The sequence below is a fragment of the Pseudodesulfovibrio tunisiensis genome (assembly GCF_022809775.1).
In the GTDB taxonomy this organism is placed as follows: Bacteria; Desulfobacterota; Desulfovibrionia; order Desulfovibrionales; family Desulfovibrionaceae; genus Pseudodesulfovibrio; species Pseudodesulfovibrio tunisiensis.
On sequence record NZ_CP094380.1, the window covers coordinates 454,149 to 471,714 of the forward strand.

The 17,566-nt window shown below is 58.9% G+C and carries 18 protein-coding genes and 1 CRISPR repeat array (1 of these 19 running past the window's edge); of the genes, 1 reads left to right on the forward strand and 17 read right to left on the reverse strand.

Going from position 1 to position 17,566, the window contains the following annotated elements:
- Positions 1 to 26 precede the first annotated feature (26 nt).
- The 11 genes from rfbD to MPN23_RS02305 form a co-directional block, all read right to left on the reverse strand.
- A complete protein-coding gene (gene rfbD / locus MPN23_RS02255; protein WP_243545840.1) occupies positions 27 to 908 on the reverse strand; it encodes a dTDP-4-dehydrorhamnose reductase in 882 nt (293 codons plus the stop codon).
- Complete coding sequence (gene rfbB, locus MPN23_RS02260; protein WP_243545841.1) at positions 908 to 1,918, reverse strand: dTDP-glucose 4,6-dehydratase; 1,011 nt, start codon at positions 1,916 to 1,918, stop codon at positions 908 to 910. Before rfbB ends, rfbD begins: the two co-directional genes overlap by 1 nt.
- Before the next feature lie 72 nt (positions 1,919 to 1,990).
- Entirely contained in the window at positions 1,991 to 2,443 is a 453-nt protein-coding gene (gene trmL / locus MPN23_RS02265) for a tRNA (uridine(34)/cytosine(34)/5-carboxymethylaminomethyluridine(34)-2'-O)-methyltransferase TrmL (RefSeq protein ID WP_243545842.1), read from the reverse strand.
- A 38-nt stretch (positions 2,444 to 2,481) separates the two neighbouring features.
- Positions 2,482 to 3,189 carry a molybdopterin-guanine dinucleotide biosynthesis protein MobB gene (locus tag MPN23_RS02270; RefSeq protein WP_243545843.1) on the reverse strand — a complete coding sequence of 236 codons (708 nt, stop codon included), beginning with the start codon at positions 3,187 to 3,189 and terminating at the stop codon, positions 2,482 to 2,484.
- Between the two features lie 18 nt (positions 3,190 to 3,207).
- On the reverse strand, positions 3,208 to 3,864 hold the full coding sequence (locus tag MPN23_RS02275; RefSeq protein WP_243545844.1) for an energy-coupling factor ABC transporter ATP-binding protein: 657 nt from the start codon (positions 3,862 to 3,864) through the stop codon (positions 3,208 to 3,210).
- Positions 3,861 to 4,556, reverse strand: a complete 696-nt coding sequence (locus MPN23_RS02280) for an ABC transporter permease (protein WP_243545845.1) — start codon at positions 4,554 to 4,556, stop codon at positions 3,861 to 3,863. Before MPN23_RS02280 ends, MPN23_RS02275 begins: the two co-directional genes overlap by 4 nt.
- A gap of 63 nt (positions 4,557 to 4,619) precedes the next feature.
- Positions 4,620 to 5,444 (reverse strand): ABC transporter substrate-binding protein, encoded by an 825-nt coding sequence (locus tag MPN23_RS02285; protein WP_243545846.1) that lies wholly within the window; start codon positions 5,442 to 5,444, stop codon positions 4,620 to 4,622.
- 53 nt (positions 5,445 to 5,497) lie between these two features.
- Positions 5,498 to 5,887, reverse strand: coding sequence for a winged helix-turn-helix domain-containing protein (locus MPN23_RS02290; protein ID WP_243545847.1), 390 nt, complete (start codon positions 5,885 to 5,887; stop codon positions 5,498 to 5,500).
- Between the two features lie 138 nt (positions 5,888 to 6,025).
- Positions 6,026 to 6,868: a HesA/MoeB/ThiF family protein gene (locus tag MPN23_RS02295; RefSeq protein WP_243545848.1), complete on the reverse strand. Its 843-nt coding sequence runs from the start codon at positions 6,866 to 6,868 to the stop codon at positions 6,026 to 6,028.
- 2 nt (positions 6,869 to 6,870) lie between these two features.
- Positions 6,871 to 7,098 (reverse strand): MoaD/ThiS family protein, encoded by a 228-nt coding sequence (locus MPN23_RS02300; protein WP_243545849.1) that lies wholly within the window; start codon positions 7,096 to 7,098, stop codon positions 6,871 to 6,873.
- A 114-nt stretch (positions 7,099 to 7,212) separates the two neighbouring features.
- Positions 7,213 to 8,940 (reverse strand): aldehyde ferredoxin oxidoreductase family protein, encoded by a 1,728-nt coding sequence (locus MPN23_RS02305; protein ID WP_243545850.1) that lies wholly within the window; start codon positions 8,938 to 8,940, stop codon positions 7,213 to 7,215.
- A gap of 198 nt (positions 8,941 to 9,138) precedes the next feature.
- Between MPN23_RS02305 and MPN23_RS02310 the strand changes: the two genes are divergently transcribed.
- Entirely contained in the window at positions 9,139 to 9,693 is a 555-nt protein-coding gene (locus MPN23_RS02310) for a hypothetical protein (protein WP_243545851.1), read from the forward strand.
- Positions 9,694 to 9,786: 93 nt separating this feature from the next.
- On the opposite strand, the gene MPN23_RS02315 is transcribed toward MPN23_RS02310, so the two are convergent.
- The 6 genes from MPN23_RS02315 to MPN23_RS02340 all read right to left on the reverse strand — a co-directional run bounded on the left by MPN23_RS02315 (position 9,787) and on the right by MPN23_RS02340 (position 16,974).
- The gene (locus tag MPN23_RS02315; RefSeq protein ID WP_243545852.1) at positions 9,787 to 12,201 is read right to left on the reverse strand and encodes a molybdopterin guanine dinucleotide-containing S/N-oxide reductase; all 2,415 of its coding nucleotides are present in this window, start codon (positions 12,199 to 12,201) and stop codon (positions 9,787 to 9,789) included.
- An 85-nt stretch (positions 12,202 to 12,286) separates the two neighbouring features.
- Positions 12,287 to 12,913 (reverse strand): TorD/DmsD family molecular chaperone, encoded by a 627-nt coding sequence (locus tag MPN23_RS02320; protein WP_243545853.1) that lies wholly within the window; start codon positions 12,911 to 12,913, stop codon positions 12,287 to 12,289.
- Between the two features lie 13 nt (positions 12,914 to 12,926).
- On the reverse strand, positions 12,927 to 14,084 hold the full coding sequence (locus MPN23_RS02325; protein ID WP_243545854.1) for a NapC/NirT family cytochrome c: 1,158 nt from the start codon (positions 14,082 to 14,084) through the stop codon (positions 12,927 to 12,929).
- Between the two features lie 281 nt (positions 14,085 to 14,365).
- Complete coding sequence (locus MPN23_RS02330) at positions 14,366 to 15,130, reverse strand: amino acid ABC transporter ATP-binding protein (protein ID WP_243545855.1); 765 nt, start codon at positions 15,128 to 15,130, stop codon at positions 14,366 to 14,368.
- Positions 15,130 to 16,134, reverse strand: coding sequence for an amino acid ABC transporter permease (locus MPN23_RS02335; RefSeq protein ID WP_243545856.1), 1,005 nt, complete (start codon positions 16,132 to 16,134; stop codon positions 15,130 to 15,132). The genes MPN23_RS02330 and MPN23_RS02335 overlap by 1 nt, the downstream gene beginning before the upstream one ends.
- 48 nt (positions 16,135 to 16,182) lie before the next feature.
- Entirely contained in the window at positions 16,183 to 16,974 is a 792-nt protein-coding gene (locus MPN23_RS02340; RefSeq protein WP_243545857.1) for an amino acid ABC transporter substrate-binding protein, read from the reverse strand.
- A 234-nt stretch (positions 16,975 to 17,208) separates the two neighbouring features.
- Positions 17,209 to 17,566: direct repeats of the CRISPR family, unit length 29 nt; unit sequence CGGTTCATCCCCGCGCATACGGGGAACAC; it runs 586 nt beyond the window's last position.

A 17,566-nucleotide genomic window follows, 5' to 3' on the forward strand; every position in this document is an offset into this window, starting at 1 on the left:
CCCGCTTGCATTTGGCGTTTGTTCTTTCAGTTCGAGGCGTTGTAGCCCAGTTCATTTTGCACATATTCCCGAAGCGCTTCCTCCCACGGCCGGGGGTTCGCGTTTGTGGCGGTCCGATATCGGGACAGGTCGAGAACCGAGTATTTGGGGCGTATTGCCTTGGTGGGATAGGCCGATGTGGGAACAGGGGCCACCTCGCAATTCAGTCCGGCCAGTTCAACGGCAGCCGAGGCCAGACCGTGCCATGTTGTCTGACCGGAATTGCTGAGATGGAAAAGGCCTCGGGCATCGTTGCGAATCAGTTCCAACGTGCCGTCGGCCACGTCCGGCGCATATGACGGTGACCCGGTCTGGTCGTTCACTACGGTGAGTCTGTCGCGTTCAGCGGCCAGCGACAGGATTTTTTCCACGAAATTGATTTTGCCCGGGCCGAACAGCCACGAGATGCGGATGATCAGGGTGTCGGGGTATCCAAGCTTGAGGAGTCCCTGTTCGCCGTCGTTTTTGCTGATTCCGTAGACGGACATCGCGCCGGGGGCGTCATTTTCCGTATAGGGCTCGGTCTTGTCTCCCCGGAAGACGAAATCCGTGGAGTAATGGATGAACAGGGCGCCGATTCTCGCGGCTTGTGCAGCCAGCAGTGGCGGCACCGTGGCATTGAGTGTAAATGCGAGTTCTTCCTGATCCTCGGCCAGATCAACTTGCGTATAGGCCGTGGCATTGATCACGACGTCCGGAGAATGCTCGACCAGCAGTTTCTGCACCTGTATCTGGTCGATCACGTCCCCATCCTTGCTGGACAGGGCGATCACGTTGGCTCCTGCCTTGGCAAAGGTCTTGGTCAGCGCCTGTCCGAGCAGTCCGGTCCTGCCACCGAAGATCAGGATGGTTTTGCCTGCCGGTTCCATCAGCGTTCCTCGTACCAGGATGTCATGAAGGTGCGGTATTCGCCGCTTTGCACTTTTTTCAGCCATTCTGGATTGTCCTGATACCACTGGATGGTTCTCTGCATTCCATGGGTGAAGTCCAGAGAGGGAGCAAAGCCGAGTTCGCGGCGCGCATGGGAAAAGTCCATGGCATAGCGCAGATCGTGGCCGGGTCGATCCTTGACAAAGGAAATCAGGGATTCGGGTTTGCCCAACTGGGCGAGCACGGTTTTGACCACTTCCAGATTGGTCTTTTCCGCATCGCCGCCGAAGTTGTACACGTCGCCTTCCAGTCCCTTTGTCAGGGCAAGTTCCACGCCCGTGCAGTGGTCATCCACGTAAATCCAGTCGCGAACGTTCATGCCGTTGCCGTACACGGGCAGCGGCTTGTCCGCGCAGGCATTGAGAAACATGAGGGGGATCAGTTTTTCCGGGAACTGGTACGGGCCGTAGTTGTTGGAACACCGGGTCACGACCACGGGGAAACCATAGGTTTCGAAATAGGCGCGGGCCATGAGGTCGGCTCCGGCCTTGCTTGCGGAATAGGGGCTGTTTGGGGCCAGAGGCGTTCGTTCCGTGAATTTTCCGTCTCGGCCCAGCGTACCGTACACCTCGTCGGTGGAAACGTGGACAAAGCGGCCGATCCTGCGCTGCCGGGCGCATTCCATCATGTTCTGTGCGCCGCCCACGTTGGTGTCCACAAACGGGGACGGGTCGTTGATGGAGCGGTCCACATGGGACTCGGCCGCAAAATTGACCACGGCATCCACGCTGGAGTCCAGCAGGTCCAGAACCAGTTCCCGGTCCCGGATGTCTCCCTGAACAAAGGTGTAGCGAGATTCGTTTTCCTCAAGATCGGCCAGATTCAGCCTGTTGCCGGCATAGGTGAGCAGGTCGAGGTTGACTATGGACCAGTCCGGGTGCTTTGCGAGCATGAGGCGGATGAAGTTGCTGCCGATAAAGCCGCATCCGCCGGTGACGAGTAGTTTCATGGGTATATTTCGTGGTTGAAGGTTTGTCTCTATTTGAATGGTAATACAGGTTGATGGGTTGGAATACAACCGTCACCTGGGGAGTTTTCCGGTTTGACGAAGGGATTCGTAGAGCAGAATGCCTGCGGATGTGGACAGGTTCAGGCTGCGCACTTCGCCCCAGATGGGGATGCGCACATGGTCCGGGTGGCTATCCAGCAGATCGTCGGGCAGGCCTCGGGTTTCCGGGCCGAGCACGATGCAATCGGTTTCGCGAAAGTCGAAGCAATGATGTGCGACGCCGGTTCGTGCCGAGGCCATGACAAGCCGTTCCGGTTGGACCGACTGCATGAATTCGTTCCAGTCGGGGTGGATGTGCACGTCCACGTGAGGCCAGTAGTCCAGCCCTGCGCGTTTGAGATGCTTGTCATCCACCTTGAAGCCGAGCGGCTCGATGAGGTGCAGCCGGGTTTTCGTTGCTGCGCACAGGCGCGCGATGTTGCCGGTATTCGGGGGAATTTCCGGCTCAAAGAGAACTATTTGCATCTGGGTGGAGTAGCCTTGATCCCTGCGGTTGGCAAGTTTTATACATCCAGGGAAATGGTCGCCTTGCCCGGGGCATAGCCCTTGAGCGTGCGGAGCATTTCACGCACGGACGCGGCAATGATGTTTTCCACAAAGGGCTTCATGCCGATGGAAGCGCCGTTGATGTCCACCTTGATGGAATTGTGCATGGCAAGGCATGCCTCCGGACCGACCTTGCCCGTCACGATATCCCTTGCCAGTCCCTTGCAATTCTCGCGGCCGCAGGTGGAACAGTCCAGCCCGGGAAGCAGGAACGCCTTGTTCATGACCAGCTTGGCCAGCTCCTCAACGGAGTCGAAGGCCGGTATGGAGGCAAGTGTGTGTTCGCCCCAGGTCGCGATGGCCAGATCGGGTTCCAGCCAGTCCGTGCCGTCCTTCAGGTCGCCGTTCAGGCACAGGACGCGCGGGGTCAGGCCGATGGTCTTGCCGCCTTCCACGATCAGCACATCCGCGGAAAGCAGAGGAAAGAGGTCCGGGAAAAAATTGTGCTTGTCCCAGCGGACAAAGGTTTCGGACGGGCCGAGTCCGGCCACGGTGTCACAGACCTTGGCGTATTCGGTCGTGTCCGCATCCTGCCAGTCGAATCCGTGATGGGAAAACTTGGCTGCGGCCACGGTCTGGCCCATGTCCTTGAGCGCTTCGGCAAGTTGCAGACCGAGCGTGGTCTTGCCGGAATTCTTGGGGCCGATGATGGATATGGCTTTCATTTGTGTCCTCCGGGGAAATCATGTGCGGTCCGCAATGCGGCCGTCTTGCAGAAAGAGTATGGTGTCGCAGACCTCATTCAACCACGTCATGTCGTGGCTGGCAATCACCAGAGTGGTGCCCTGATCGGTCCGTGCGGACAGGGCGGCCGTGCGAATGCGTGTTGCGCTGGTCGTGTCCAGACTGGCCGTGGGTTCGTCCATGAGCAGCGCCTTGGGCCGCAGGATCAACCGTGCGGCAAGGGCCACTCGCTGGCATTCCCCTCCTGAGAGTTCGAACCAGGAACGTTTGGCGAATTCCTTGAAATCCAGACCGACCTGCTCCAGAGCCTCGGCGACTTTGGGCGTGATGTCGGTTTCCCCCCGGACCTTGAGCCCGTAGGCCACGTTGGCAAACACGGAGCGCTTGAGCAGGTAGGGCTCCTGCACCAGCAGCGTGACATGGCGGTGCACGCCACCCGGGCCGATGGATTCCGGCTGTCCTTCAAAGCAGACCTGACCCGAGGCCGGGGCTTCGAGAAATGCGAGCAGCCGGAGCAGGGTGGATTTGCCGCTGCCGTTTGGTCCGGCCAGTCCGACTATGGTTCCGGGCTGGATGTCCAGCGCGGGAATTTCCAGAACGGTTCTTCCGCCGTATTGCTGGCGAATGTTTTTCAGGGAAATGAGTGGAGCGGTCATTGAGTGGCCCTTTTGCGCAGAGTCGCGGCGCTGATGTTCACGGCAAAGGCCACGGCGAGCAGGACGATGCCGAGCGCGATGCCCATCTCGAATTCCCCCTTGCCGGTTTCCAGTGCAATGGCCGTGGTGATGGTTCGGGTGTGCCATTTGATGTTGCCGCCCACCATCATGGAGATGCCCACTTCGGACACGATGCGGCCATATGCGGCCATGGCGGCCAGCATGATCGAGAAGCGCGCTTCCAGCACGGTGTCACGGAGGATGCGCCGCTTGTCCGCACCCAGTGTTATCAGGGTCGGGGCCAGCCGTTTGTCCATGGTTTCCACGGCATTCGCGGTCATGGCGATGATGATGGGCAGACCCAGTATGGTCTGGCCCACGGCCACGCCGGGCACGGTAAAGAGCAGTCCCATGTTGCCGAGCGGGCCGCTTCGGGAAAGAAAGGCGTAGACAAGCAGGCCGATGACCACGGTGGGAAAGGAAAGCAGCGTGTCCACCACGGTACGTACGGCCCGTTTGCCGGGAAATTCGTTGAATCCGAGGGAAAACCCCAGTGGAACGCCGATGAGCATGCTGCAGCAGATGGACGTGGTGGAAACCGCCACAGTGGTCCAGACTGCGGAATAGGTCTCCGGGTCGCCTTGAAACAGCAGCACGAAGGCGTGCAGAAATCCTTGAAGCAGATAATCCATAGTTTGCTGGTATGAAATGGCCGGAAGGAAACACGGTTTCCTTCCGGCCATGGTGTTGTCGGGTTATTGGGCGTTGGGCGTGAACAGGGGCTTGCCGAGCAGCTTGAAGTCGCCGATGGCCTTCTGGGTCTCGGGCCTGGCCATCCAGGCAATGAACTCCTTGGCAAGATCGTACTTGGCGTTCTTGTGCATTTTCGGGTTCACGGCCAGAGCGCTGTACTGATTGAACAGCACGGGATCGCCTTCCACCAGCACCTTGAGCGGCGGATTGCCGTCCTTGTTGGCGGAATACTTGATGTAAGTGCCCCGGTCGGTCATGGTGTACGCGCCTTTTTCCTCGGCAACCGTGATGGTGGAGATCATGCCCTGTCCGGTCTGCACGTACCAGGCTTCCTTGTCCGGGACCTGCATGTCGGCGGCCTTCCACAGGGAGATTTCCTTCTTGTTGGTGCCGGAGTTGTCGCCGCGGCTGGCAAAGACGGCCTGCTTGGCGGCAATGGCGTTGAGCGCCTTGGCCGGAGTCATGCCCTTGATGCCTGCGGGATCGCTGTCCGGGCCGATGATCACGAAATCGTTGTACATGAGCTGGGTGCGGTCGATGAGCACACCCTTGTCCACGTAGACCTTTTCCGCAGCCGGGGCATGGACCAGAACCACGTCCACGTCGCCGTTTTCCGCCATTTTCAGGGCCTTGCCCGTGCCAACCGCGATGAACTTGATCTCGATGCCCGTGTCCTTCTTGAACTGGGGCACGATCAGGTCATCGAGCAGGCCCGTGTTGGCCGTACTGGTGGTGGTCGCCATGAGCAGCGTCCTTGCGGCAAAGGCCGGGACCGCCAGCAGGGCTGTCAGCAGCAGCGTGCAAAGGGACAGAGTAATCCGTTTCATCCTATCCTCCGAATATGGTTGTATATCCCTAATCCCCGGAATGGGGATTCCCTCTATTCCATGTCGTCCCGGTAGAATTCTCCGGAACTGCGTACATTCATGCCGAGAATTTCCCCGGCTCGCTGGGCAGCGTATTTTTCGACATCCAGATAAAAGGCGAGGAAAAGATCCATCATTTCCTTGCCTCGGGAGGTGAGATTGAACTTCTGGCCCATGCCCCGGGTTTTTTCCACCAGAGGGAAGCCGAGGCGTTTTTCGGTCTTCTTGAGCTTGCCCCATGCTCGGCGATAGGACATGCCCAGTGCTTCCGCTGCCTGACGCAGGGAACCACGCTGCTCGATCTGCTGGAGGAGAAGCGTGCTGCCGATGCCTATGTAAAGTTCATTATCCTGTTCGATCCATACCCGCAGCCGAAGCGTGGCGTCCTGATTCTTCGCTATCATGATTCACTCTGCGCGTTTTGTTGAAATGGAAAACCTATCGTATCCTACCGTAGTTTCATGCATGACCGAGGGTATTAAGTCAACCGCAGCACAATGGCGCACAGTTGGACACCGGCAGGGAAAAGCAGGTTTTGGCGGTTACAGGGAAACGGTTTCAAAGGACATGGATTGCAGGTCCATGAGGAGCATTTTTCCGGCAAGGCGGGGCTGTGCCCCGGAAAGAATGGCGATGATTTCCGCAGCCATGATCGAGGCCACGACGGTGACTGTGGGAGCCGGGCAGCCGAGAGTTTCCTCGGCAGCGTTGTCCGTGCCCATGAAATCCGCAGGGCCGGGCGAGCCGGGCAGGACCACGGCGGCATAGCCGGTCCAGCCTGCAAGCGCGCCCGTGACAAGCGGGATGCCCGCTTCGGCAGCCGTTCGCCGGAGCAGGGGACGGCAATCCAGACCGCCAAGGGCATCCACGGCAACATCGGCCCCTTGCAGAAATTCGGGCATGGTCTTTGCGTCGAGAAACGTGTTTGCGGCTTCCATTTCCACGGATGGATTGATTTTTCCGCTTCTGTCCCGGGCTGCTTCAGCCTTGGGGCGGTTCAGGAACCCCATGGTCGAAAGCATCTGGCGGTTGAGGTTGGTTTCCTCGAAAACATCTCCGTCCGCGCATCGAATTCTGCCCACGCCGGATCGAACGAGCATTTCCAGAAGATTGCCGCCCAGTCCGCCGAGGCCGACCTGCGCCACTCGGGAACGCAGCAACCGTGCCTGCTGGTCCGCAGCAATGGCATTCCTGCTCCGCGAATATCGTTTGGGGATGACGCCGCTATCCAGAGCCAGTGCCTCGACTTCCCAGCCGGGCGCGTCAAAGGTGGCTGCCATGTCTGCGACGGCTTGCGTACCGAGGAACAGCCCGGTGTCGCCGGATGGCAGCAGGCCGGGTTCGGCGGCATGGCAAATGGCTTGGGACAGGGAAAGGGGATGCACGTCTAGCCTCCACCCACGGCCGGAAACAGGCCGAGTCTGTCGCCGTCCTTGAGTTCCGTATGCAGAAACGCCCGATTGGCGTTGACAAAGATCAGGTTCACTTCCTTGGTCGGAATTCCCAGCCTGTCGAGAATGGACTCCACGGTGTCACCCGCCTGAATCGGGTGGTCGTCGCTGTTTTCGGGCAGGAACCGGGACAGCGTGGCAAAGCATTTGATTTCAATTCCCATGAAAATAACCTAGCCGCGAGCCGGGCGGCGGTCAATGGTTGCAAGGGCATGCTGATGCAAAAAGGGCCGGGAATCGCTTCCCGGCCCCTGTCTTTTGGTTCATGCGGCAGGAAGCTACGCCTTGGCGCCCTGCAGTTCGTCTTCGCTCAGGTCCCAGACCACGTTGTGGGGCGGCAGGGGCTCGGTGCGGAAGAAACGGGGCAGCTGGTCGTCCTTCTTGGTGAAACCGGCGCGCTGGTTGAAGTCCTGCTCGTCCTTCATGCAGTTGACGCCAAGATTGACCAGATCGTCAATGCTGAAGGAATTGCCGGTCCAGGACTGAACCAGATCGGCCATGGCCTGAACGCCGTTTTCCGCGTCCAGAACGGCAAAGGCCGCGAACAGGCAGAAGCCCATGGAGTCGATGGCTGCGGTGGCCACCTGAAGATTCTTGGAAATCTCCACGTTGCCGTCCTTCTTGAGACCGTCCACATCGCCACCCACCTTGAGGATGTTCTGGCAGACGCCGTAGCCTGCGGTGTGGTCCGCGCCCATGGCCGTGGTGGCGTAGGTCACGCCTACGCCCTTGACCGCGCGCGGGTCATAGGCGGGCATGGACTGGCCCTTCACGGTGGGAACGCGTTCCACGCCGAACGCCTTGGCCGCGAACTCCACGCCGTTGCCCATGATTTGCGCCAGAGCATCGGAAGTGCCGACCTTGCGCATCAGTTCGATGGCGGTTTTGCCGTCGCCCCAGGGAATGACGCCGCCATCCATGGCAATGGCCAGAGCATTGCCAGCTTCGATGGTGTCCATGCCCTTTTCGTCGCAGATGCGGTCCAGCGTGGCGATGTCGTCCAGATCCTTGATCAGGGCGTTGGCGCCGTATGCCCAGATGGTTTCGTACTCGAAGCCGGAGGTCAGGTAGTTGCCGTCCTTGTCGTTGTACTGCTGGGAGCACTGGATGATGCAGCCGGTATGACAGGGTTCCTTGACCTTGCCGCCGCGGGCTTCAATCAGTTCGGCCATTTTTTCGCCGGAAATTTCGGCGGCGTGATCGCACTGGCCGTAGCGGAAGTTCTTGGTGGGCATGGCCCCGGCTTCGTTGACCACGTTCACCAGAATGGCGGTGCCGTATGCGGGCAGGCCCTGACTGGTGACGGGATGGCCCTGAAGAATGTCGACCCAGGTCTTGCGGGCGGTCTTGAACGCATCGTTGTCAGCAGGCTTGACCGGGGCATTGGAGGCGGGATCAAGTACGATGGCCTTGATCTTTTTGGAGCCGAGTACCGCACCGGTGCCGCCGCGACCTGCCGAGCGGGCCGGACGCTTGTAGGGATCGGTGAACTGGATGGTTGCGGTTTGGCGCAGGGTTTCGCCTGCCGGGCCGACCAGCGCCACAATGGCCTTGTCACCGTATTCGGCAAGCAGTTTGTCATGAGCCGGATAGTTGTCCATGCCCACGATTTCGCCCGCGTCCTTGAATTCCACCTTGTCCGTGCTGATGACCAGCGTCTGGAACGGCGCGTCGGATTCGGGCTTGTCCTCGAACACGATGGCATGGATGTCCATCTTGGGAAGTTTGTGCGCAAACAGGCCGCCGGAGTTGGATTCCTTGATGCCGCCGGTAAGCGGAGACTTGGCGCCTACGGACAGGCGGCCGGAGTTGGCTGCCGTGGAACCGGCAAGCAGACCGCCAGCCATCACCAGCTTGTTCTCGGCGGACAGGGGATGACAGTCCGCCGGGACTTCCGTGTTGATGAGCCGGGAAGTCAGAGCGCGACCTCCAAGATTGGCGTACTGGCCCAATTCTTCAAACCGATATTCTTTGGTCCGGGTGTTGATTCTGAGAATTCTCGGCATAACTACCTCGAATTTTGATGGTTAGACGCCATTGGACGGCGCGTTCAAACGTGCGTTTGCCTACTTTGCTCTTCATGATATGCTGACTGTGAAAAAAATGTCAAAGAAAACAATATATTGTGCCCAGTTGAGCATAATGATGGATGGGGAATCCCATGATATGAAGCAGTTGAGGGAGGTTTTTTCATGGAAATTGCTATGCAAGAAATTCACGTAGCTGCGAGCCGATCATCCCGGAAAAGCTGGTATTATCTTCTGCAAAAGGGCTTTTTTCTGGAGACCGTGCAAGGATGGAGCATCCGGGATTTTCTGGAAAGCGGTCTTGGGCTGGAACGTGATTTCGTGAACGCGCGAATTCGCACAATCTTCCTGAATTCCAGTCCGGTGGACGAAATCGGCTCTGCCCGGATCAAGCAGGGGGATATTCTGGCTCTTGGCGGCGCCATGCCCGGGCTGGTGGGCATCTGTCTGGGGCGGGAGAGTCCGTTCCGATCTTTTCGGCAGGATCTGGATGCAAGGCCGGACTCGGTGGCTGCATCACCGGACACTGTTCTGGTGACAGTCAAGATTTTCAGCACGTTGGCCGAGGATATCGGAGATGAACTGCTGAAGCGGGGAGTCCTGCTTTCCGCTTCGGATTTGTCGGGATTTCTGCGTGCGCAGGAGCCCCATCTGCTTGCCCCGGTTACCGATCCGGTTTTGCTGGAATCGATTTCCGAGGATCTGGTCAGACTTTTCGTGGAACTGCGTTAGGCGATGTTTGTCTTTTGTCAGGAACGGGCCCGCCCCGCGAATTCGCGGAGCAGGCCGTTTTTCTGCTTTCCCGTGGTCGTGGAATGGAGCGTGTTACATTGCGGCCTTGGGCGCGTCGAACACGGTGATCTCAGGCAGCTTGCCCGTGTACTTCTCGACCTGCACCAGACTGGTGTTGCCGTTCACGGCCTGAGCCAGCTTGGAGCTGCCGATGTCCAGAGTCAGGACGTTGGCGCTGCCGTAGGCGCACAGGGAGCCGGGCTTGCCCGGTTCGACCGGATCGTACCAGCCGCCTTCGCACAGGCGTACCACGCCGGGACGCAGGTTTTCGGAAACCTGTGCACCGGCCAGCACCTCGCCGCGATCATTGAACACGCGCACAACGTCGCCGTCCTTGATGCCACGAGCCTTGGCGTCTTCCTTGCTGATCCAGACCGGTTCGCGATCCTGCACGGTGTAGAGCTTGCGCAGCGCCTTGACGTGGTTGCACTGGGAGTGCAGACGATGGCGCGGATGCGAGGTCAGCATGTGCAGGGGGTAGGTCTTGGCCTTTTCGCAACCCAGCCATTCGGTCGGCTCGATCCAGGAAGGATGGGCCTTGCAATCGTCATATCCCATCTTCTCGATGTCTCTGGAGAAGATTTCGATCTTGCCGGTGGGCGTTCCCAGAGGCTCGAGCAGCGGATCTTCGCGGTAGTCGCTGTAGCGGACCCAATTGTTGTTCGCTTCCGGGACCTTGAATTCGAGAACTTCGCCCTTGTCCCAGAATTCCTTGAAGGTGGGCATGGTCAGGCCCTTGCGCTTGGCATCGGCCACGGCCTGATTGTAGAAGGACTCCAGCCACTGCATGCCGGTCTTGCCTTCGGTGAACCCGTTGCCAACGCCGAGTTTGTCCGCGATGAACGCGAATGCATCGTAGGTGGGCTTGGATTCGTACATGGGCTCGATGGCAGGTTTCATCGGGATGATGAAACGGCCGTCCTCACTGGTGGTCATGTCGGCCCATTCGGCGGGAGAGGAGATGGGCAGCACGATGTCGGCCATGCGCGCGGTCGGGGTCCAGAAGATTTCGTGAACCACGACGCACTCGGGCTTCTGCCAGGCGCGGATCGCGGATTCGCGTTGCGGCTGGCGGGTATGGGAGTTGGCGAATCCGTTGTAGATCATCTTGATCTCGGGATACTTCACCTTGCGTCCGTTGTAGTCGATGATCTTGCCCGGGTTCAGGATCATGTCGATGTTGCGGGCCGTGGGGATCGGAGCCGGAGCGCCTTCGGGCGTCTTGCCGCCGGACATGCCGGGAACGCTGGGCGCGTTGGCAGCCGGTGTGCCCTGATTGGAATAGAGGTGGCCGATGCTGAAGCCGCCGCCGGGCAGACCGATCTGGCCGAGCATGCATGCCAGAGTCACCAGCATCCAGTGGGGCTGCTCGCCGTGCTCGGCGCGCTGGATGCCCCAGCCGCTCATCAGGATGGTGCGGTTCTTGGCAAAGATTTCCGCCAGCTCGCGGATGGTCCTGGCAGGCACGCCGCAGACGGATTCCGCCCATTCCGGGGTCTTGGGCTGACCGTCGGATTCACCGAGCAGATAGGGCAGGAACTTGTCGAATCCGCTGGTGTATTCGTCGATGAATTCCTGATTGGTCAATCCCTTTTCATGGATGGCATGGGCCACGCCGAGCATCATGGCAACGTCGGTGTTCGGACGGGGAGCGATCCATTCCGCGCCGAGTTCCTGAATGGATTCGTTGCGGGTCGGGTCGATGAAGATCATGCGCTTGCCGCGCTTCTTCAGCTCCCTGAAGTTTTCGATGCCCTTGTGCGTGGGCGCGGGCCACGAGATGCGCAGGGTATTCATGGGGTTGCCGCCCCATACGACCACCACGTCGGAGTTCTCGACGATGACGGGCCAGGAAGTCTGCTGGCTGTATACTTCCATGTTGCCGACCACGTACGGCATGATGACCTGCGACGCGCCGGTGGAGTAGTCGCCCACGGCACGGACGAAGCCGCCCATCAGGTTGGAGAGACGGCTGGTGCAGGCGCCGGCCGCATTGACCTTGCCCAGCAGATACCAGCCGCTGGGCGTGGCATAGATCGCGTCATTGCCATAGGTCTTGATGATGCGCTTCATGTTGTCGGCTATGAGTTCGGCGGCCTTGTCCCAGCTCACGCGCACGAATTCGCCCTTGCCGCGTTCCTTGGGGTCGGACTTGTATCCGTCCTTGAGGAAGCCCTTGCGGACCATGGGGTACTTGATGCGCGCGGGGGAGTGCACGTAGCCGGGCATGTTGGTGGTCATCTCGTTGACAGAGCTGTCCTTGGCAAAGGGCTCGGCCTTGACGATGCGGCCATTCTCGGCCTTGAGCTTGCAGATGCCCCAGAAAGTGGCGCAGGAGCCGGCGGTGTTTTGCGGAGCGGCCATGGCCGACCCGAGCATGGAGGGACCCAGCAGCGTGGTGAAGGCACCGGCTGCCGCGGTGTAGCCCATGAACTGGCGGCGACTCATTCCCGTTGCTGTGTTCTGATTTGACTTTGTCACAAGCATTTCTCCTCGGACATGTGGTTGATCAGCAATTGCTGAAAAGTGGTATCTAGTTCCGGCATTCGGGCAGCACCTGACGGGTCAGGCGGGCCAGCGTCGAATACAGGCCGTTGCGATCGTTGCGTTCGCAGGCTTCCAGAAAATGGGGAAGCCATGGTTGAACATGTTCCCGGAGCAGTCTGGCGCGATATTCGTCCCAGGGACCGTCGGCTTCGGAAACGGATTTTTCTTCGAGAAACCCGAGGAACTCGAGCTGCGTGCTGACATGGTCGGCGGATTCTCCGCTTTCTTGAGAAGGACCAATGCCGCAGGCTGCCATGAGCTGTTCGCATTGGGCCACGCAACGCATTTGCGTGCCGTCGGAATCCTCGGACCAGTCGTGCTGATGCGTGGGGGCGGCTTTGGGCCCGCCCACGCCGTGGAATAGCCAGGAAAACGCGCTGGCGAATTCCAGAGCGGCATCCTCGGGCGTTTCCGGGCCGTTCAGCTTCTTTTCGAGCCGGGCAAGTTCATCGGCCTCGGGCATGGTGTCGTGCCACGCGTCGAGGAATGCCTTGCCCTGACCAGAGCGGTAGCTCCTGATGTCCTCGGGGGTGAGTTCCCGGGCGAACATGGCCGAAAGCCAGCGGAGCATGAGCGGCTTGTTCACGGATGTTGAATGTTGCGTGTTGGACATGGAACGTTCCTTTTTATGAATGGCTTTCATCCACCACGTCAGAGGCGCGGAGTTGCAGGTATTTGAGCAGAAAACGATAATTCGTCTTTTCGAGCTTGACCCGGGTGCCCATGGACTTGATGCCGCCGATCCACTGGTTGGCCTTGAAGTGGGCGGCCGGGGTCTGGGCATGACAGCCGCCGCAGGTGGCCGCATGCAGTTCGCTGCCGTAGTTGTTCAGCCTGTCGATGTCGGCAAGGTAGTCGCCGGTCCTGATCCAGCAGTCGAATTCGGCGGGACGCCAGGAAAGGCCGGTATCGGGATCAAGTTCGGGCTTGCCTGCCTTGACGCTGTCCACGGCTTTCTTGCTCAGGGCTGCGGAAAAGATGCGTCTGCCGGGCATTTCGCAGATCACGCGCTCCGCGCCGATCTGCTGCCAGCCGCGAACGCGGACCTTGGCCCAGTCACCGGACGTATCCAGAACTTCGAGTCTGGTCAGGGGCAGAAGACGGCCGGCCTTGGCTCCGTCCCTTTCCATGTAGCAGGCAGCCACGCGGACCGGATACACGGCGTCGGCCTTGAAATTGGCACCCTTGGCATCATTGCTGATTTCCTCGTACATCATGCGGAATCCGGCCGAGAGGTCGGGCATGGTGTGGGCGATGCCCTTGTGGCAGTCGATGCAGGTCTGACCTTCCTCAAGTCCCTTCTTCATGGTTTTCACGGATTCGGGCTTCTTGAACGAAGCGAAGTCGAACGCATCGGCATTGTGGCAGGATTTGCATTCGCGGGAATCGGACGCCTTGAAATCGGCCCATACGCTCTTGGCAAGGCGCAGTCTGTTCCTGTCGAACTTTTCAGGGGTATCGATGGTGCCGCGCATCCAGCCGATCACTTCGGACACCGAGGCGACCTTTCGCTTGATCATGGGGGCGAGCTCCTGGGGCACGTGGCACGAGGAGCATTTTGCGCGAACGCCTGAGGGGTTTGTGAAGTGTGTGGTCTTCCTGAATTCCTGAAACACGGTTTGTTCCATGACGTGACAGGAAAGGCACAGCCCGTTTCCGTCCCGTTCCGAGCTTTTGGAACCCGCCCAGACAGCGGTGAAGATCGCCAGACATCCGAACAGGCCCAGGCTGGCAAGCACGATCCTTTTGGCTTTGCCCGGGCGAGTTTTCGATTCTTTTACCATTAATGCTTCCTTTCAAAGTGTTTATCGGGATGTGACGTGTCCGACGTTTTGAAAAGAGCAAGATGGATGCCACGCATGTGAATAAAATTACAATTTTTATTTCAGTAGGTTATGAAAAGTTAATCCCTTTTGGAACGCCTTTGCATATCGGCTGTTCCGGGAAAAGCGGATGACTGTTCCGAAAGATGTGGAATTATCGGCTGGCTGGTATCCGCTGGCAAAAAAAGAAGGCCTCCCGGCATTGCCGGGAGGCCTTTGGAAGCGTCGCAAAAAAAGCGAAGCTAGAAGATGCGGTCGATGAAGCTTTGGATGCGCGGGTCCTCGCAGTGCTTTCCGAAGAATTCGTCCGGGGCGCCTTTTGCGAGGAATGAACCGTTTTCCATGAATACCACCTGATCCGCGATTTCCCGGGCAAAGCCCATGTTGTGGGTCACGATGATCATGGTCATGCCTTCGTCCGCAAGCTGCTTGATGGTGGCGAATACCTCGCCTACCAGTTCCGGGTCGAGTGCGGAGGTGGGTTCGTCGAACAGCATGAGCTTGGGCCGCATGGACAGGGCGCGGGCTATGGCGGCCCGCTGTTTCTGTCCGCCGGAAAGGGCAGCGGGGTAGCGATCGGCGAATTCGCCCATGCCCACCTTTTCGAGCATGCTCATGGCCACGTCGCGCGCCTTCGACTTGGGCGAGCCAAGTACGGTCACCTGTCCTTCCATGGCGTTTTGCAGCACGGTCATGTGCGGGAACAGGTTGAAGTGCTGGAACACCATGCCGATCTGGGTGCGCAGCTTGCAGATGTTTCTGGGCTTGTCCGGGGTCAGCTTGCCCTTGATCATGCTGTAGCCCACGTTGCGGCCTTCGAAGAGGATTTCTCCGGAATCGATGGTTTCCAGAAGATTCACGGTGCGCAGCAGGGTGGATTTGCCGGACCCGGACGGGCCGATGATCACGGTCTTTTCCCCCGGGGTGAGGGAAAGATTGATGCTGTCCACGGCCCGGTGCGAGCCGAAGCATTTGACGATATTCCTGAGTTCCAGAAGCTGTTGCATCAGCGTTTCTCGTATGCGCCCGCGCGTGCCTCGAGTTTTTCGAAGGCAAAGGTGAACACGGTGGTGAAGGCAAGGTAGATCACGGCGGCAAGGCCCAGCACCGTGATATTGAACGACGCGTTGAAGAGCTGGTCTGCCGTGCGCATCAGTTCGACCATGGCGATGGTGGAAACCAGGGCCGTATCCTTGATCAGCGCGATGAATTCATTGCCCACGGGTGGCAGGATCACGCGGAAGGTTTGGGGAATGATGACCCGGCGCATGGCCTGCCAGTAGGACATGCCTATGGCCTCGGCCGCCTCCATCTGTCCCTGGTCGATGGAGATGATGCCACTGCGGATGATCTCCGCGAGGTAGGCAGAATAGTTCAGGCCCAACCCGATGAGTGCCGCCGGAATCGGTTTCAGGGTGATGCCGATGGCGGGCAGGCCGTAGTAGATGAAAAAGAGTTGAAGCAGAAGGGGCGTTCCGCGAAACAGCCAGATCACGAACCAGCAGAAGCGGCTGATCGCCTTGAGCTTGCTGATGCGCCCCAGCGCGATGAGCAGGCCGCCGAATGGCGAAATCACCATGGTGAAAACCACCAGCAGCAGGGTCATGAGACTGCCCTTGAGCAGGTGCGGCACGAATTTGACCGTGTCCCGCATCAGCCTCTGCCACTGGGGCATCAAGGCTTCCTTGACGGCCTCGCGAAATTTGAGGGCTTCGATGTTTTCCGGATAGACCGAGAGCAGCTCGTCCATGACGGCCAGAGCTGCGGAAAAATCCTTGGCTGCGAACTCAAGGCGGGCGGCCTGCATGCGGCTGGAAACGAACTGGCCCTGATCGCCGTCCGGGCCGGGTTTGGGGATTTGCAGGTAGATTTCGACGGCGCCCTTGAGGTCGCCGGTGACCATGATGTTGTTGGCCTTGCGCATCAGGGCGTCGGCATCCGCAGTCTGTGCGGACGCGTTGGCAGCCTGAATGCCCGGGCCGAGCAGGGAAAGCATGAGGAGCGCCGCCATGACGACGCTCCTCGAGATTGCATCAATTCGATTCTTCACGATTCTGGATTACCATTTGGCCGGGTTGGTGACGTCCTCGCCGAACCATTTGCGGGAGATTTTGCCCATGGTGCCGTCCGCGACCATGGCATCAATGGCTTGCTGAACCTTGCCGCGAAGGGCTGCGTCTTCCATGCGGAAGGCGATGCCGAACGCTTCCTTGGTGATGTAGCCGGGCAGGGCGCGGAACTGACCGGGCCGGGAAGCCATGTAGTAGCGGCCGGTTACGTTGTCAACGACCACGGAGTCCAGACGGTCGGCTTCCAGATCGAGGAAGGCCTTGGGGTTGGTGTCATATTCACGGATTTCGGCAGCGGCCTTGGGCAGCTTCTGGGCGGCCTGAAGCGCCGGGGAACCGGCCTGCACGCCGACCTTCCTGTCGCCAAGAGCCTCAAGCGTGTTGATTGCCTTTTCGTCCATGCGCACGGTCGCGATCTGTCCGTCGATCAGGTACGGCTTGGAAAACGCCACTTTCTTCTGGCGTTCCGGGGTAATGGTCATGCCATTCCAGATGCAGTCGAATTTCTTGGCATACAGGGAATTCATGACGCCCTTCCATTCGGTGGGCTGCCAGACGATCCTGATGTCGAGCCGTTTGCCGACTTCCTCGGCCGCATCCACGTCAAAACCCACGAGTTTGCCGCTGTCGTCACGGAATCCCATGGGCGGGAATGCGTCATCCAGTCCGATGACCAGTTTGCCGGATTTTTTCACGGTATCCCAGGAAGTGTCGCCAGCAAAGGCGGAAGCGGCACAGAAACACAGTGCCAGAGCCAGAAAGACAGTAAGTAGACGTTTCATCCCAAATCCTCTCATGTGTTCAAAAAGTGAAATGCCTCAAGAAGTTAGGCAACTACAGTATTCGGGAAGAGGTTGCAAATGCAAATAAAAATAATGTATTTCAGTATGTTGAAATGCCTTTTTGGGGTGTTTCAATGTATAGACATTTCGGACTTTGGCTGTTCGTCCAAAATTCGGAAAAGGTGGAAGGGGAAGAGGACTTGTCCAGAAATACCACGTGATCCAGAAGAAAATCGGTTCATCCCAGCGCATACGGGGAACACTTGTTCAGTAGGCTTCTTTTCGTTTTCAAGAACGGTTCATCCCCGCGCATACGGGGAACACTATCAAGCAGCAGGCCTCAAATGGGCCAGCACCGGTTCATCCCCGCGCATACGGGGAACACTTGTTCAGTAGGCTTCTTTTCGTTTTCAAGAACGGTTCATCCCCGCGCATACGGGGAACACATCCCCTCCAAATCGGCAAAGTCATTGCGCGCCGGTTCATCCCCGCGCATACGGGGAACACTTGAAAGCGAACGCGTCGCGGAACTGGAAAGCCGGTTCATCCCCGCGCATACGGGGAACACCAAGCTCCAGAAAGGCAAGGGCGA

Excerpts from the sequence above, each read along its gene's own strand:
- rfbD (WP_243545840.1), bottom strand. The coding sequence starts at position 908 with ATGGAACCGGCAGGCAAAACCATCCTGATCTTCGGTGGCAGGACCGGA.
- rfbB (WP_243545841.1), bottom strand. The coding sequence starts at position 1,918 with ATGAAACTACTCGTCACCGGCGGATGCGGCTTTATCGGCAGCAACTTC.
- trmL (WP_243545842.1), bottom strand. The coding sequence starts at position 2,443 with ATGCAAATAGTTCTCTTTGAGCCGGAAATTCCCCCGAATACCGGCAAC.
- MPN23_RS02270 (WP_243545843.1), bottom strand. The coding sequence starts at position 3,189 with ATGAAAGCCATATCCATCATCGGCCCCAAGAATTCCGGCAAGACCACG.
- MPN23_RS02275 (WP_243545844.1), bottom strand. The coding sequence starts at position 3,864 with ATGACCGCTCCACTCATTTCCCTGAAAAACATTCGCCAGCAATACGGC.
- MPN23_RS02280 (WP_243545845.1), bottom strand. The coding sequence starts at position 4,556 with ATGGATTATCTGCTTCAAGGATTTCTGCACGCCTTCGTGCTGCTGTTT.
- MPN23_RS02285 (WP_243545846.1), bottom strand. The coding sequence starts at position 5,444 with ATGAAACGGATTACTCTGTCCCTTTGCACGCTGCTGCTGACAGCCCTG.
- MPN23_RS02290 (WP_243545847.1), bottom strand. The coding sequence starts at position 5,887 with ATGATAGCGAAGAATCAGGACGCCACGCTTCGGCTGCGGGTATGGATC.
- MPN23_RS02300 (WP_243545849.1), bottom strand. The coding sequence starts at position 7,098 with ATGGGAATTGAAATCAAATGCTTTGCCACGCTGTCCCGGTTCCTGCCC.
- MPN23_RS02305 (WP_243545850.1), bottom strand. The coding sequence starts at position 8,940 with ATGCCGAGAATTCTCAGAATCAACACCCGGACCAAAGAATATCGGTTT.
- MPN23_RS02310 (WP_243545851.1), top strand. The coding sequence starts at position 9,139 with ATGCAAGAAATTCACGTAGCTGCGAGCCGATCATCCCGGAAAAGCTGG.
- MPN23_RS02315 (WP_243545852.1), bottom strand. The coding sequence starts at position 12,201 with ATGAGTCGCCGCCAGTTCATGGGCTACACCGCGGCAGCCGGTGCCTTC.
- MPN23_RS02320 (WP_243545853.1), bottom strand. The coding sequence starts at position 12,913 with ATGTCCAACACGCAACATTCAACATCCGTGAACAAGCCGCTCATGCTC.
- MPN23_RS02325 (WP_243545854.1), bottom strand. The coding sequence starts at position 14,084 with ATGGTAAAAGAATCGAAAACTCGCCCGGGCAAAGCCAAAAGGATCGTG.
- MPN23_RS02330 (WP_243545855.1), bottom strand. The coding sequence starts at position 15,130 with ATGCAACAGCTTCTGGAACTCAGGAATATCGTCAAATGCTTCGGCTCG.
- MPN23_RS02335 (WP_243545856.1), bottom strand. The coding sequence starts at position 16,134 with ATGGCGGCGCTCCTCATGCTTTCCCTGCTCGGCCCGGGCATTCAGGCT.
- MPN23_RS02340 (WP_243545857.1), bottom strand. The coding sequence starts at position 16,974 with ATGAAACGTCTACTTACTGTCTTTCTGGCTCTGGCACTGTGTTTCTGT.